This window comes from Emticicia sp. CRIBPO, from assembly GCF_009905725.1.
Lineage (GTDB): Bacteria > Bacteroidota > Bacteroidia > Cytophagales > Spirosomataceae > Leadbetterella.
The window spans coordinates 38,738-53,541 of the sequence record NZ_JAAAKV010000010.1 but is presented as its reverse complement, the minus strand read 5'-3'; the positions used below and the strand labels follow the sequence as shown (position 1 = coordinate 53,541).

The 14,804-nt window shown below is 43.3% G+C and carries 15 protein-coding genes; 10 read left to right on the top strand and 5 right to left on the bottom strand.

The window, feature by feature from the left end:
* The first annotated feature begins 136 nt into the window (after positions 1 to 136).
* Complete coding sequence (locus GVN16_RS20160; protein ID WP_166565752.1) at positions 137 to 526, top strand: hypothetical protein; 390 nt, start codon at positions 137 to 139, stop codon at positions 524 to 526.
* A 75-nt stretch (positions 527 to 601) separates the two neighbouring features.
* Here the strand turns inward: GVN16_RS20160 and GVN16_RS20155 are convergent, their stop codons facing one another.
* A complete protein-coding gene (locus GVN16_RS20155) occupies positions 602 to 1,432 on the bottom strand; it encodes a 1-acyl-sn-glycerol-3-phosphate acyltransferase (protein WP_166565751.1) in 831 nt (276 codons plus the stop codon).
* Between the two features lie 99 nt (positions 1,433 to 1,531).
* On the opposite strand from GVN16_RS20155, the gene GVN16_RS20150 reads away from it, so the two are divergent.
* Positions 1,532 to 2,014, top strand: coding sequence for a DinB family protein (locus tag GVN16_RS20150; protein WP_166565750.1), 483 nt, complete (start codon positions 1,532 to 1,534; stop codon positions 2,012 to 2,014).
* Positions 2,015 to 2,035: 21 nt separating this feature from the next.
* Complete coding sequence (dinB, locus tag GVN16_RS20145; RefSeq protein WP_166565875.1) at positions 2,036 to 3,115, top strand: DNA polymerase IV; 1,080 nt, start codon at positions 2,036 to 2,038, stop codon at positions 3,113 to 3,115.
* A 45-nt stretch (positions 3,116 to 3,160) separates the two neighbouring features.
* Here dinB and GVN16_RS20140 read toward each other — a convergent pair whose 3' ends face one another.
* Positions 3,161 to 4,300, bottom strand: a complete 1,140-nt coding sequence (locus tag GVN16_RS20140) for a hypothetical protein (protein ID WP_166565749.1) — start codon at positions 4,298 to 4,300, stop codon at positions 3,161 to 3,163.
* 201 nt (positions 4,301 to 4,501) lie between these two features.
* Here GVN16_RS20140 and GVN16_RS20135 point away from each other — a divergent pair, with 201 nt between their 5' ends.
* On the top strand, positions 4,502 to 5,167 hold the full coding sequence (locus GVN16_RS20135; RefSeq protein WP_166565748.1) for a glycosyltransferase family 32 protein: 666 nt from the start codon (positions 4,502 to 4,504) through the stop codon (positions 5,165 to 5,167).
* A gap of 24 nt (positions 5,168 to 5,191) precedes the next feature.
* Here GVN16_RS20135 and GVN16_RS20130 read toward each other — a convergent pair whose 3' ends face one another.
* Positions 5,192 to 6,079: a DMT family transporter gene (locus tag GVN16_RS20130; protein ID WP_166565747.1), complete on the bottom strand. Its 888-nt coding sequence runs from the start codon at positions 6,077 to 6,079 to the stop codon at positions 5,192 to 5,194.
* Positions 6,080 to 6,313: 234 nt separating this feature from the next.
* Here GVN16_RS20130 and GVN16_RS20125 point away from each other — a divergent pair, with 234 nt between their 5' ends.
* From GVN16_RS20125 to GVN16_RS20105, 5 genes are all read left to right on the top strand, one after another.
* Positions 6,314 to 6,772, top strand: a complete 459-nt coding sequence (locus GVN16_RS20125; protein WP_166565746.1) for a regulatory protein RecX — start codon at positions 6,314 to 6,316, stop codon at positions 6,770 to 6,772.
* A gap of 98 nt (positions 6,773 to 6,870) precedes the next feature.
* A complete protein-coding gene (locus GVN16_RS20120; RefSeq protein ID WP_166565745.1) occupies positions 6,871 to 8,727 on the top strand; it encodes a CocE/NonD family hydrolase in 1,857 nt (618 codons plus the stop codon).
* Positions 8,728 to 8,886: 159 nt separating this feature from the next.
* Positions 8,887 to 10,137 (top strand): hypothetical protein, encoded by a 1,251-nt coding sequence (locus GVN16_RS20115; RefSeq protein ID WP_166565744.1) that lies wholly within the window; start codon positions 8,887 to 8,889, stop codon positions 10,135 to 10,137.
* Positions 10,138 to 10,223: 86 nt separating this feature from the next.
* Positions 10,224 to 10,661, top strand: a complete 438-nt coding sequence (locus GVN16_RS20110) for a hypothetical protein (protein ID WP_166565743.1) — start codon at positions 10,224 to 10,226, stop codon at positions 10,659 to 10,661.
* A 224-nt stretch (positions 10,662 to 10,885) separates the two neighbouring features.
* A complete protein-coding gene (locus GVN16_RS20105) occupies positions 10,886 to 12,778 on the top strand; it encodes an amidophosphoribosyltransferase (RefSeq protein WP_166565742.1) in 1,893 nt (630 codons plus the stop codon).
* On the opposite strand, the gene GVN16_RS20100 is transcribed toward GVN16_RS20105, so the two are convergent.
* Positions 12,775 to 12,939 (bottom strand): hypothetical protein, encoded by a 165-nt coding sequence (locus GVN16_RS20100; protein ID WP_166565741.1) that lies wholly within the window; start codon positions 12,937 to 12,939, stop codon positions 12,775 to 12,777. The genes GVN16_RS20105 and GVN16_RS20100 overlap by 4 nt on opposite strands.
* 300 nt (positions 12,940 to 13,239) lie before the next feature.
* Between GVN16_RS20100 and hemH the strand changes: the two genes are divergently transcribed.
* Complete coding sequence (gene hemH, locus GVN16_RS20095) at positions 13,240 to 14,268, top strand: ferrochelatase (RefSeq protein WP_166565740.1); 1,029 nt, start codon at positions 13,240 to 13,242, stop codon at positions 14,266 to 14,268.
* On the opposite strand, the gene GVN16_RS20090 is transcribed toward hemH, so the two are convergent.
* A complete protein-coding gene (locus GVN16_RS20090) occupies positions 14,240 to 14,791 on the bottom strand; it encodes a hypothetical protein (protein ID WP_166565739.1) in 552 nt (183 codons plus the stop codon). The two genes, hemH and GVN16_RS20090, sit on opposite strands and share 29 nt — an antisense overlap.
* Positions 14,792 to 14,804 lie beyond the last annotated feature (13 nt).

The following is a 14,804-nucleotide window of genomic DNA, read 5'->3' as shown; positions in this document are numbered from 1 at the left end:
TAACTACCTAAAAATAAGACGATTAACAAATTTTAAGAAATCGTCCGTTACTTTTGGCACGGATTTGTCATCTATAGTAAGTGTTGTGACCCGGGAATACACCCGGAACAAACAAATTATGAAAAATTAAAATAAAATGAAAAAGCAAATCAAAAATTTCGCATTGGCTCTTGTAGCCGGATTGTTCACCCTGACAGCTACAGCTGCAGAAAAACCTACAGAATCAAAACCATTCTACGTAGGGTTGATCAAAGTAACGAACAGCAACAAAGTAAACCTGGTGGTTTCAAAACCGGGGGAAAAATGGGTAAGTATTTATCTGAAAAATGACAGAAACGAAACTTTGTATTCTGATATTATGATCAAAAGAACCAAGCAATTTGCCAAAACTTTCAACCTTAACGAGATTGAAGACGGCAATTACACTTTCATAGTAACTGATGGTAAAAATACGGTGGAGAAAGAATTAAATATTGCGACCAACAGACCTGAGAGGGTGATCACAAAATCTATCCAGGTTAAATGATTTTCAGATTATAGTTTAGGGTAATTCGAACAGCATGGAGATCATTATTTCCATGCTGTTTTTTTATGTTCCTGATCATAGAATCCATGAAATGATCAAGGCCGCCAATATCCAGTATATCCAGGTAACCCCGACCAGCAGGCCGCAGGTAACAGAATCAAAAAATACAGTTCCCTTTGTTTTGCTTCTGACAAATGAAACCACCGGGGCGATAACCGGAAAATGCAGGATATAGCCCAGATAATAGAGAACCGAACCCGGACCAGCCGGCTTAAAACTTCTGGTCAGCAGGGGTGACAGCCTTGAAACCAGCTTTTCATTAAAAACTTTCAGGAAAAAGCCGTCTTCAGAAATATTCTCAAAGTCATTTTTACCGAAGGTCTCACCGAAATTAAGCTGAATGGTTTTTCCATATTTATTGTAGGTGTCGTACGACAAGCCTACAGGTAAGATCGTAACATCCAGTCCGCTTTCCCACGACTGCCTGGCGAGCCTGGCTGTTCCTTTTTTCAATGGAAGCAGATCAAGCTGGTTGGTACAAATGCCTTCACTGAATATCAGTACCTGCTGGTCTTTTTTAAATAAGGCCGAACATTTTTCAAAAGTCTCATCATTTTTTCCGAGGTATTCCTTCCCCTCAGACAACCTGTAAATGGGCATCATGTAAAATTTGGAGAGGATTCTCCTGGCCCATTCCTTCTTAAAAGCATCGCCTCTGGCCAGTGACCAGACAGGCCTGTCTAAAACACAGGCAAGTAAAATAGCATCGAAAAATGAATTGGGGTGATTGGAGGCCAGCAGAACCGGACCTGTTGCAGGTATATTTTCGGCCCCTTGAATATCAATACGCTTGATGAAAATTTTCAGAATGATTCTGACATAGAATCTGATACTATAATAAATCAATGTTAGTTTGGTTATTTTTCGTAATTATGATTCAAATATGTTGAAAATCATTTATAATCTGAATCTTTTTGCTTAATTTAATTCCAAAATAACAAGGAAATGATTGAAATAGCGAGACATCTTCGAGAAACCGTAGACAGGGCTTTGCCCCTACTCAATCAGGTCAGTGAAAAGGAAGCAAGCCTCAAACCTTCCTTCAATAAATGGTCTCAGAAAGAGATTCTGGGACATTTGATTGATTCAGCAGGCAATAACCAGCAAAAATTTATCCGCCTGATGGAAACCGACAATTTGCGGTTTACTTCTTACAGCCAGGACTTTTGGGTATCGGCACAAAGATATAATTATGCCAAATGGAAAGACCTCATCAAACTCTGGGAATATTTCAATGATCACCTCGCCCACATCATTGAATTTGTGATGCCTGATAAGCTGGCCAACCAGATCTATATAGACAATCTGGGGCCTTATACCCTCGAATTCATCATGAAGGATTATGTTGAACACATGAAACATCATCTGAAGCAATTGTTACCCGGATCAGGTATTGAAAGTAAATTTGAGAATATTTACAACTCCTGACCCCTCGTTTCCTTGACCGCCATTGTACCCCCACCGAACAGGAAAATTATCCATATTGACATGGATGCTTTTTTTGCGTCTGTTGAGCAGCGTGATAATCCGGCACTGAGAAATCAACCCGTAGCGGTAGGCGGAAGTGCCGACCGCGGTGTGGTGGCTGCTGCCAGTTATGAGGCCCGCAGGTTTGGCGTTCGCTCAGCCATGCCTTCCAAAACCGCAAAGCGGCTTTGCCCCAACCTTATTTTTGTAAAACCTCGGTTTGAAATCTACAAACAGGTTTCTAACCAGATCAGGGAGATTTTCCTGGAATACACCCCGCTGGTAGAGCCCCTTTCACTGGACGAGGCCTACCTGGATGTTACTGAAAACCTCCTCGGAATTTCGACGGCCACCCAGATTGCACAGGAAATCAAAGATAAAATAACAGCCAGAACCATGCTGACGGCTTCGGCGGGTGTTTCATTCAATAAATTCCTCGCCAAAACCGCCTCTGATGTCAATAAACCCAACGGCATTTTTGTCATCAAACCCTCACAGGCTGAAGCTTTCGTTGAAAAACTGGAGATCCTTAAGTTCCACGGCATCGGCCGGGTTACCGCTGAAAAAATGCAGAAAATGGGCATTTTCAATGGAAAAGACCTGAAAGAAAAGAGTGTTGAATTCCTGGTGTCACGATTCGGCAAGGTGGGCAGGTATTACTTCGATATCGCCAGAGGACAGGATCACAGGGCTGTAATCCAGGAAAGGATCCAGAAATCAGTAGGGGTAGAAAATACCTTCTCGACTGACCTGACAGACCTTGACATGATTTATCGTGAACTGGACGTCATTCTTGATCAGCTGCAAAAACGCATGGAACGGTCGAAAGCTTTCGGCAAGACCGTTACGCTGAAAATTAAATTTGAAGATTTTGAGGTGATCAACCGCAGCAGGACTTCCCGGCTGCTGATCATGGAAGAGACACTGACCGCCAAAATAGCTTATGAACTGATGAACGCCGTCATCCCCGCTGAAAAAGGAATCAGGCTCATCGGAGTGAGTATTTCAAACCTTGAGTTTCTCGACGAGATTGAAGGCAGGCAGCTCACCCTTAATTTCTGAGCATAAAAAAAAGGCTGGCGTTGGCCAACCTTCTTTCTGTTTATTTTACTGTCTTCTGCTGTTTGATCGTCCCCGGTTATCATCTCCTCCACCCCTTCTCTCAGCCGGAGCTGATGATCTTTGCTGCGGAGCCTCTCTTCCGGACTCTACCGAACCTCTGCTTCTTCCCTCATTTGACGGGGCAGACATTCTTCCTGATTCTGATCTTGCATTACCTTCATTTCTGGGCATACTTCTCGGTGTTTCCATTCTTTGCGGAGCGTTGTCCCTGCTGCCATATGAACCTCCTGAATTTCCGTTTCCTTCACTTCTCGGGGTTTCAATTCTCTCTGGAGCACTGTTTCTGCTTCCATAAGACCCTCCGTCAGTACGGTTGGAATTGATTCTCGGGCTATCGCTTCTGTCCGGGGCACTGCCTCTGCTGCCATAAGAGCCGTTTCCTGAGTTACGGTTGGAATTATTTCCTTCATATCCCGGCCTGTTACCCCTGCTTTCTACCCTGCCGGAGTTACGGTTGCTGTTATTGTACCCGCCTCTTTCATATCCCCTCGGATTGCCGTTGTTATTTCTTGCCCTGTCATTGTTACCATAGCTGCGGCTGAAGTTGTTTCTTCCTCTTGAGCTACCTGCATAGAAATGATCTCTTGCTCTGTCTCTGTAAACAGGATGTCTGTGTACATAGATGCTCCTTCTGGTAAAATTAGGTCTTGGTCTGTAACCATACCTGATGCTTCCGAAGCCAAGCATGTCAAACCTGTTGAAGTTATAACCTCCGCTGTAGAACCAGATGCTGAAGCCCCTGCGGCTCACACCCACCCTATCGAATCCGTAAAACACACGGTCTCTGTCATACAGCTCCACACCTACTCTCCTGTTCAGATAAACCACGTCATCCCAAACGTCCTGTTGTTCCCAGTCGGTAAAATAACCGTCTTCCTGGTAAGCATATTCTTTACGTTCGATACGCTCAAGTTCGGCATATAACCTTTGAGATTCATTGTAGGTAATCAATCCGTTGTCAATGCCGTTGGATATCCTTACCCTGATGTCCCAGTGCCAGTCAAACTCATCATCGTAATAATATCGGTCATCGTTATATTCCTGGTAATCATAATCATCGTTGTACTGAGCCTTAACAGTCAGCGAAGCTACGATCAATGTCACTAACACCATTAACTTTTTCATTTTCTCAAAGTTTAAAATTTAACTCTTAGATGTATAATAACGACCGAAGGTTGTGCAGTGTTTTGTTAATGAAAAGTTATTTGAACCGAAACGTTTCTATTTCAACATCTTGAAGGATGCGGGGAAGGCAATCCTTTCCGGCTTTCCTTGCTTTCATTTTAAAATTTACGGTTATTTGCAGCAAATTGCCAATTACCACAAATGAGTATTCCCAGGAACATCTTTCAGACTTTTAAAACTTCAGACCTGCCATGGATTACACGATTTTACATCCACCGGATGAGAAAGAAAAATCCCGGATGGAACTACGAGTTTTATGACGACAAAAGAATCCTGGATTTCTTTGAAAGCGAATTTCCTGCTGAATACCTCCGTGCCTACAAGAGCCTGACCATCGGTGCGGCCAAGGCTGATTTTTTCAGGTATGCTGTTCTCTATAAAAAAGGAGGTATTTACCTGGATATAGACAGTTATGTAAAAACAGCATTTGATCTCTTCCTCCAGGACGACGACACCGCGGTAGTAAGCCATGAAGCCAACCCCGGCCTTTACTGCCAGTGGGCCCTGATTTTTGACAAAAACCACCCTTTCCTAAAAAAAACACTTGAGAAAGTCCTGGACAATATCATCAAGCACCGCTTCCCTCATGATGTACACAGTACTACCGGACCACTTGCTTTTACAGAGGCTGTCAATGAAGTGCTTGAGGAAAACCCTGCAACTCCCCACAGGTTTCTGGGTGTAGACTACGAGGGGCATATCCGCTTCAAATACAAACTAGGGGCACTTTTTCTCTATGGTAATAAATCAGAGCACTGGAAGAAAAAACAAATGAGCCAGGATATCATCAGGCCGGTTGACAACTGAGAATCTTTCCCCGGACAGCACCGTTTACTTTTTCTTTCCGATCAGCAGGATCCCGCCAAGAACAAGGGCCGAACCCGCCATTTCCTGGAAACTCAATGCTTCTCCCAGGAAATAATACCCCATCACAATGGTTGACACAGGCCCTATACTTGACACTACGGCCCCCTGCCCGGCCCCCAGGATGCGGATGCCTTCCATAACCAGGAACGTGGGAATTATAGTGCTTGCCATAGCCAGCAGAAAACCGTAAATGTATACCCCGGTGGGCAGGTTCAGCAAGTCCACCTCTGAAAATACCGCATAATGAATCAATACATAAGCAGAGGAAAAGATCATGGCAATGCAATTGAAATTGACAGAACCATATTTATTGATCATCTCACTGCCGAAAGTCAGATAAACCGAATAGGTCAGAGCACTGATAAGAATAAAGACGGCACCTTTCAACAGATTTTTGGCCTCCAGCAGATGCGGATCAAGCCCGATGATGATGATACCGAAATATGTAATGGCCAATGCAATGACTGCTGTTCTGCTGATCGTTTTTTTCAAAAATATCCTTGAAAAAATAACCACAAAAGAAGGGTAAATAAACAAGATGATACGTTCAATACCTGCTGAAATGTACTGTAGTCCTTTAAAATCAAGCCAGCTGGCCAGGTAATAACCCAGCATGGCCAGAAAAGCAATCCAGCCGATATCCCTCTTCTCAATGGCCTTCATTTTCCCTTTTGAATAATTCCAGAAAGTAATCAGGATAAAAACCGGGAGGGCCATTCCAAACCTGAGGGTGAGGAGCGTCAGGTCATCTACATCGAATTGTTTATAAGCTAATTTGATAAAAATGGCTTTGGCTGAAAAACAGATGGCCCCAATGGCAATCAGTAATACTCCTTTCTGGTTTTTTGACATAAATACCTGGTCTTTTTAATATAGAAATTGATCCGGCAAAGTTCCGGCGATAATCCCGGAGATGAAAATGAAAGCTGAAAATCGAAATTATTTGCTAACCGGGTCCGGGTATGGCAGAAGGATAAATGATGATTATTTCATTTTTTGCAGTTTCACATCTGTACAATATTGATCCAGGTAGAACGGGAATTTGTCCAAAACTTAAGTAAATTTGGCCTCGCTTAAGGCAAAACTATGGACAACAAGATATTTCTCAAGGCTTGCAGCTATTGTGCCTACCAGGAACGCACACACCAGGAGGTCCGTGAAAGGCTCTCGGAATGGCACGTCCGGGGCGACGAAAGTGAGGAAATCATCTCAAAGCTGATCGAAGAGAATTTCCTGAATGAAGAGCGGTTTGCCAAAGCTTTTGCCGGGGGGAAATTCAGGGTGAAAAAATGGGGCCGGAGAAAAATCCTTTTCGAACTGAAGGCCAGGAAGCTCAGTCCCTATTGCATAAAAGTAGCCATGCAGGAAATCACTGATGAAGATTACTGGGAAACGCTGCAGGAACTGGCCTCAAAAAAACTGAACGACCTCAGAACCGAAAGAAGTGTCCCTGTCAAACATCAGAAGACTGCCCGGTATCTTATGGGAAAAGGCTATGAAAGTGAGCTGATTTGGGAAGCGATCAACAGCGTCACTTTAAAATAACCTGGTCAGTTATCACACCCCGGAATATCTTCTTAAAAATCTCACAGATTCTTCATTTTTTTAAATACTTTTGAAAATCATTAACCAAACTAAACAGGATGAAACGACTATTACTCTTTTTACTCTTAATTCAGCTTCAAACCTTCGCCCAGGAAAAAAACTGGGTAGCGGAAAACTACAACAAGTTCGTGTACAAAATACCTATGCAGGACGGTGTATTGCTTTATACCCATGTGTATGTACCCAAAGACGCTTCTGAAACTCAGAAGTACCCTATGATGATGCAGAGAACCTGCTACAGCGTAGCACCTTACGGTGAGAACGCCTTCCCGACCAGCCTGGGGCCTTCCCCGCACCTGATGAGGGATAAATATATTTTTGTGTACCAGGATGTAAGAGGCCGCTGGATGTCGGAAGGCAAATGGACCAACATGACCCCGAACAATCCGGGCAACGGCAAAGGAATTATTCCTGATGAAAGCTCAGACACCTACGACACCATCGACTGGCTCGTTAAAAACGTTCCTTTCAACACCGGTAAAATCGGACAATGGGGTATTTCTTATCCGGGATTTTACACTGCAGCAGGTTTGGTTGACGCCCACCCGGCTTTGAAAGCTTCGTCGCCACAGGCTCCCATCGGAGACTTCTTTTTTGATGACTTCCACCATAACGGTGCTTTTATACAGGCCTATCTGTTCACATTCCCGGTGTTTGGAAAACAAACCACAGAGCCTACCTCCCAGGCCTGGTATAACGAGCAAATGCTGAAACCTAAAACAAAAGACGGATATCAGTACCACCTTGACCTTGGCTCGCTTAAGAATGTGGAATATAAAGATAATTTTTACTGGCAAGAGACCATTGACCATCCGAACTATGATGAGTTCTGGAAAAAAAGAAGCATCATTCCACATCTGAAAAATGTAAATCATGCGGTCATGACCGTAGGTGGCTGGTTTGATGCGGAAGACCTTTACGGACCGCTGACGATCTATAAAACCATAGAGAAAAACAATGCTTCGAAAGGTTACAATACACTGGTAATGGGGCCGTTCGGCCACGGAAGATGGTCAAGAGAAACAGGCCACACCCTGCACAGCAACATTTATTTCGGAGACAGCGTGGCTACTTTCTACCAGAAGAACATCGAGATGAAATTCTTCACCCATTTTCTGAAAGGAGCGGGAGACGGCACTACGGGACTGCCTGAGGCCTACCTGTTTGATACCGGTAAAAAATCATGGAAAGAATTTGACAAATGGCCTGCAAAAGAAGCCAGAAAAGTAAGCTTCTACCTCGACAACTCAGGAAAACTATCCAAAACGGCACCGGCTAAACCTGGCTTTACGGCTTTTGTCAGCGATCCTTTAAAACCGGTACCTTACACAGAAGACAACACGACAACGATTGCTTTCACTCCTTTCAGCTATATGTCAGAAGATCAGCGTTTTGCAGCGAGAAGACCGGATGTACTGGTATTCCAGACCGATATCCTGACTGAAGATGTGACCCTGGCCGGTGAAATCATGGCCAAACTGAAAGTAAGTACGACCGGCAGTGATGCCGACTGGGTGGTTAAGCTGATTGATGTATACCCTGGTGATGAACCCAATCATCCTTATATGCCTAACAAAAGCATCATTCTGAGCAATTACCACCAGATGGTAAGAAGCGAAGCGATGAGAGGCCGTTTCAGAAACAGTTTTGAAGAACCGAAAGCTTTTGTGCCGAATCAGAAAACGAATGTGAATTTTGCCTTACAGGATGTATTCCATACCTTCAAAAAAGGCCACAGGATACAGATTCAGGTGCAAAGTACCTGGTTCCCGCTGATCGACAGAAACCCTCAGAAGTTTGTGCCGAACATCTACAAAGCCAACGATTCGGATTTTATCAAGGCTACGCACAAGGTTTTCTCTGACTCGTCTATTGAAGTACAGATCCTGGATTGATAGAATACAACCCACTAAAGAAGGAGGCCGCAAGCGGCCTCCTTCTTTTTTTCAAAGCGTTAAAAAAATGTTAATGCTCTGAAAACCACCCGCCATATTCCATTACCGCATTATCTTTAAGCAAATCCTTCCGGGGATCCGGTAAATACTCTCAACCCAATGAACAAACTTATCCTGATAATTGCCCTCTCAGGCAGCTGCCTTTTGGTTGCGGGTCAGTCCAGCTTTGTCAAAACCTACTATCCGAAAGTCAATCAGGCCGAACTGGCCATCACCCGTGAAGATTTCCGTCAGGCCTCAGACTTTTACAAAGAGGCTTTTGTTTCCGTTAAAAGTCCGTTTGCGAGAGACCTTTTCAATGCGTTTGCCTGTAAGGTATTGTTAAACGACTTCGAAGGCTCAAAACCTTATCTGTTCAGACTGGCCCGCAAAGGGGTGGAAATCCCTGCACTGGAACAGAAAGAAATATTTCACAAACTGAAAGACAAACCCGAATGGGAAAATTTTAAGATAACTTATCAGCAAATCCTGGATTCCAGACAACATAACGACACCGAAGAAGCCATACAAACCCTGTATACCCATTATAAAGCCGACCTTGACAGTGCTTATTATAATTCCGAAAGAGTGGAGGAAAACTATTATAAAGTGGTTACCTATAAGAAAAACAAGATCATCAGTGTGGCCATAAAGAGAGATTCCTTAGACGTTCCTCTCGATACCAACAAGGTAAATATGCCGAAATTCATGAGCAGGAGGTTTGTCAACATCCAGGCCGAAATCGACTCTGTCGAAGTAAAATACAGGGCCAAAGTCAGAGAGTATCTGAACGCACACCCCTGGCCGGGTGAAGATGATCTCGGCATCAATAGCACGGACCTGACTTTTACCTCTACCATATTTAACCAGCTTGTAAGAAGTCAGTATAATGAATACGTGTTTCATTCTCCCAATTATTCCCTCACCGTTTATGGGACAAACTATGGCACAAAAAAAAGCCAGGAATCCGGTTTTTTAACGGATCAGGTAAAAAAGGCGATTTCTGAGGGGCTGTTATCGCCGGTTCAGGCTTCGTCAATAAAAAATATGCCGAGGCTTATTGAAATCTTTAAAGCGACCATTGAAGACAGTACTGCCTGTGTGGGTTTCCCGGAAATATCGTCCAAGGTCAATAAGTGGCTCATAAAAAAAAGAAACCTGAGCAAAGAAGACATGGAGCTTTACGCTTATATCGAACAAAACTTCTTTATGCCCAATGTAGAGGATAATTATAAAAAGGCTTTTTACCAGGCTCTGAAAAATAAGTTCTTTATATTTCCTCAGACCACCAACCGGGAAGAAACGACTCTACCCAGTTGCGAAACGGCCATTGAACTCCTTAAAGGAGCTACCCTGACAGAGGAAAACTGAGCTGCCCTTAAAATAATTTACCTTTAAATAACTTTCCGGTAGCAGGCTGAGGCTGAGCTATTATATTTGGGTTAAAATCACAGATAATGAAAAAGCTATTGATTTTATGGGCATTGACCTGTCTCTTTACGGCATGTGAAGATTCAGGAATGGCATGCCAGAACCCTCCTCCCTCGATCTCATTTAAAATCAACAGCGGCGACTCCAGCCAAAACTATACCCGTGACAACCTCAGGATTACTTACCTGAGAAAGACAGGGGTTAAAGCGGAAGTGACCGATCTGAGATATGACAACGGGATATTCAACACTTACGACCTCATCATCCAGGCAAACGAACTCGGAAACAACAGCATTTTTACCCTGGAATCTGACGGTGTTAAGCTCAAAGAACTTACTCTGAAGACTTACAAAGACAACTCAAGATGCGACGGCTGGATTCACGCCTCGGAAATCAAAGCAGGGAACAAAGTCCTGGAGATAGATAAAACTTCTTTTGCTTATATCATTAACCTGGCAGACTGAAATTTTCATTCCTGAAACCTTTTCAAATCAGGTTACCAAGCGGTTCAAAAACCTCCTTTTTTACTTGTTGATTTTATCTGACTTAATTTAACAATAACATGATTTTAGGGTAATTAAATAATTATTTCAAATTAGTCTTGCACCACGCTGATATTCTTAGGAACTTTGTACTTTAAAAACTGTTAGTACGTAAATAAATTCTTTTTGTACTTCGTTTTTTTATTATGAGCGACGCTATAAAACATGAATGCGGCATTGCCCTCATTCGCCTCAGAAAGCCACTTGATTATTATATCGAGAAGTATGGCACCCCACTTTATGCAATCAACCGATTGTATGTTCTCATGGAAAAGCAATCCAATCGTGGCCAGGATGGTGCGGGGGTCGCTAATGTCAAAATCGAGGTGCCCCCGGGCAGCCGTTACATTAGCCGATACCGGTCCGTCGAAAACCGCCCTGTGGTTGACATTTTCAAGAAAATCAATGAAAAATACCGTGAAGTTCTGAAGGACTCGCCTGAAAAACTCAAAGATGCCGACTGGTTACAGAAGAACGTGGCGTTTTCGGGAGAAGTCTGGCTGGGCCATCTTCGTTATGGGACACATGGTAGAAATGAGATTGAGAACTGCCATCCGATGCTCCGGCAAAGCAACTGGAGAAGCCGGAATCTTGTTTGTGCCGGTAATTTCAACATGACGAATGCCGATGAGCTTTTCCAGAAACTGGTAAAACTCGGACAGCACCCTAAAGATCAGGGAGATACGATCACGGTCATGGAAAAAATCGGGCACTTCCTTGATGAAGAGAACCAGAGGGTTTTTGAGCGTTTTAAAGGTATTTATGAAAATCCGGCCTTGTCTGACATCATCGAAGACAACATGGACATCCAAAGGGTATTGCACAGATCATGCAGAGACTTTGACGGTGGTTACGCTATGGCCGGTATTACGGGTTATGGTACCGCTTTCGTCGTAAGAGACCCTGCCGGAATCCGTCCCGCCTATTACTGGGCCAATGACGAAGTGGTGGTGGTAGCTTCTGAAAGACCTGCGATCAAAGCCGCTTTTGGTGCCAAATATGACGACGTAAAGGAAATTTCCCCCGGAAATGCCATCATTATTGACAAGCACGGCGAATTCGGCGAGTTTAATATCTTACCAGCTGTCGAAAGAAAAGCCTGTAGTTTTGAGAGGATCTACTTCTCGAGAGGCTCCGACAGCGAAATCTACAAAGAAAGAAAAGAATTAGGCCGCCTGCTCATTCCTCAGATCCTGAAGGAAATTGACTACGACCTTGAAAATACCGTTTTCTCCTACATTCCCAATACCGCCGAAGCCGCGTTTTACGGCATGGTGGAAGGCATAGAAAACCATCTGGCCGACTGGAGGAAAAACAAAATCAAGAAATCCAATCTTACAGACGAGGAGCTTGATAAAATCCTGGATTTCAAACCCCGTTTTGAGAAAATCATCTCTAAAGACGTCAAGCTGCGTACTTTCATCACCAATGACGACGACCGCAGTGAAATGGTCTCTCATGTGTATGAAATGACACATGGCGTGATCAGAAAGGGTGTTGATACGATCGTGGTCATCGATGACTCTATTGTAAGAGGAACTACCCTTGAAAAAAGTATCCTGAAATTGCTGGATAAACTCGGACCAAAGAAAATTGTTATTGTTTCATCTGCTCCTCAGATCAGGTTCCCGGATTGTTACGGCATCGACATGTCAAAAGTCAGGGAATTTGTGGCTTTCAGGGCTATGCTGGCCTTATTGAAAGAAAGAGGCATGGAGTATCTGAAAGAAGAAGTCTATGCTCAGGCAGTGGCTAATCTCCAGACCAAAAACGCCCAGGAACAGAACTTTGTAAAACAATTGTTCGAGCCATTTACCGACGAAGACATTTCTACAAAAATCGCTGAAATTATCAAACCTGAAGGCATTAAAGCAGAGGTGGCAGTTATCTATCAGACAGTTGATAACCTGCACAAGGCATGCCCTAAAAATCTTGGAGACTGGTACTTTACCGGGGACTATCCTACCAAAGGTGGTAATAAAGTGGTGAATAAAGCATTTGTGAATTTTATGGAAGGTAAACTGGTAAGGGCTTATTAATAAGCCCCTTCCAGTTTTACTTCTTTTTCTTTCCTTTTAGAAGGAACGGCGTAAATATTTGCTGTAAGTTCCTTAATTCCGATAAGTCTCAGACAATCTTTGATACTGATGTGCTGGCTGCCGGAATCTTCAGAAGACTTTTGATTGATTTGAGCTTCCATGTTATTCATGATGGATTAATGAAATGTAAAGATCAAATATAAAAAATGTTTTGCGAAAATTCGCAAAATGGCCCGTAAATTTATTTTACGGTGTAATTTAAAACCTAATGACCATTTTCAGGGTTATACTATCTGAAAAGGACAGAGAAATACCGGATTCTCAGGGCTATTTGCTGAAGGCTTGAAGCTACAGATTGTGAAATTCGCATTTCCTTTTGTTTCTTTGCGGAAATTATTCACACAACCCATCGAAAATAAACATTACTAACGTTGTAAGGTCAACATTTATACTTTTTATACGTGAATTCAGATTTTAAGACAGGTGTTTTAATTGTTAATTTAGGTACTCCGGACAGCCCGTCTGTGCCGGATGTCAGAAAATATCTCAGGGAGTTTTTAATGGACGGAAGGGTCATCGACATTCCTTACCTTTCAAGATGGATGCTGATCAATCTCATCATTGCCCCGTTCAGGGCTCCGAAATCAGCTAAAATCTATCGTGAACTCTGGACCCCCGAAGGTTCCCCGCTTAAAATTTACGGATTGGCTAATGAAAGACAACTGCAGGACCTGCTCGGACAGGACTACGTCGTAAAACTGGCCATGAGGTACCAGAGTCCGTCCATCGCCTCAAAACTGGAAGAATTTCGCAAATCCGGCATTAAAAACCTGGTAGTTATCCCTCTTTTCCCTCAATATGCCTCGGCTTCTACCGGATCGGTTTATGAAGAAGTGATGCGTGTTACAGGACAATGGCAGGTGATTCCGGAAATCAGATTTGCCAATTATTTCTATAATCACCCGAGATTTATTGAAGGTTTTGCGGCCAATGCCCGTAAACACATGGCTGAGTCCGAATTTGACCATTTTGTATTCAGTTATCACGGATTACCCGCCCGTCAGATTTTAAAGGGCGATGATCAGGGCAATGTCTGTAAGCTTGGCTCCTGCTGTGATAAAATCACCCCGCATAATCAATTCTGTTATCGTGCCCAGTGTTTTGAAACTACCCGTTTGCTGGTCAAAGCCCTTGGTTTGAAAGAAGGCACCTACACGACCAGTTTCCAGTCACGTCTGGGCAAAGATCCGTGGATCCAGCCATATACTGACGTCCTGATCAAGGAACTTGGCGAAAAAGGCGTTAAAAAAGTACTGGCTTTCTCTCCTGCGTTTATTTCCGATTGTCTCGAAACCACCATTGAAGTGGGTGTTGAGTACAAAGAAATGTTTGAGGAGCACGGCGGTCAGCAATGGCAACTCGTAGAAAGTCTCAACGATTCTGAAAACTGGGTAGAGCTGCTTAAAGAGCTTGTGGTGAATCCTGCATAAATTTCACTTCAAGTCCGCGGTCCAGGTTGGTCTTAACTTTTTTAATGGTTAAAATTCCTTTGGGTGTCAGATTCCAGGTGGCATTGCCTCCTACTTCTGTCATTTTACCGAACTTCAGGCTGAAATAATCGCTGAAAGCTTTGTAAAGCTCTTCATTTGATTCATCAGAATTCATATAAATATCAAGCTGAATCGAATTCAGCTTTCCTTTGGGGTCTTTTCCATAAAGTATATCAACGGTCTCCAGATCCGGAGTATCAAATGTGTAGCCAACGTGTGTGGACTCCTGCTCAAATAGCTCAAGTTTCTCATTTTTCTTGACCGCACTGATGTCATCACCGAAATTGACTCCCCTGAGCAGGCCTTCGCCGTTACCCATGATTTTTTTCAGCAATGCATTGGTTGTTGAATTTTTATTTACTGTTTTAGGCGGTGAGGCCGGGCTTTCCACTTCTTGTTCACTTTTTGGGTTAGAACATGCAAAAACAAACAGTAAAACTATAAGGATATATTGAAATTTCATAATGTTGGGCTAT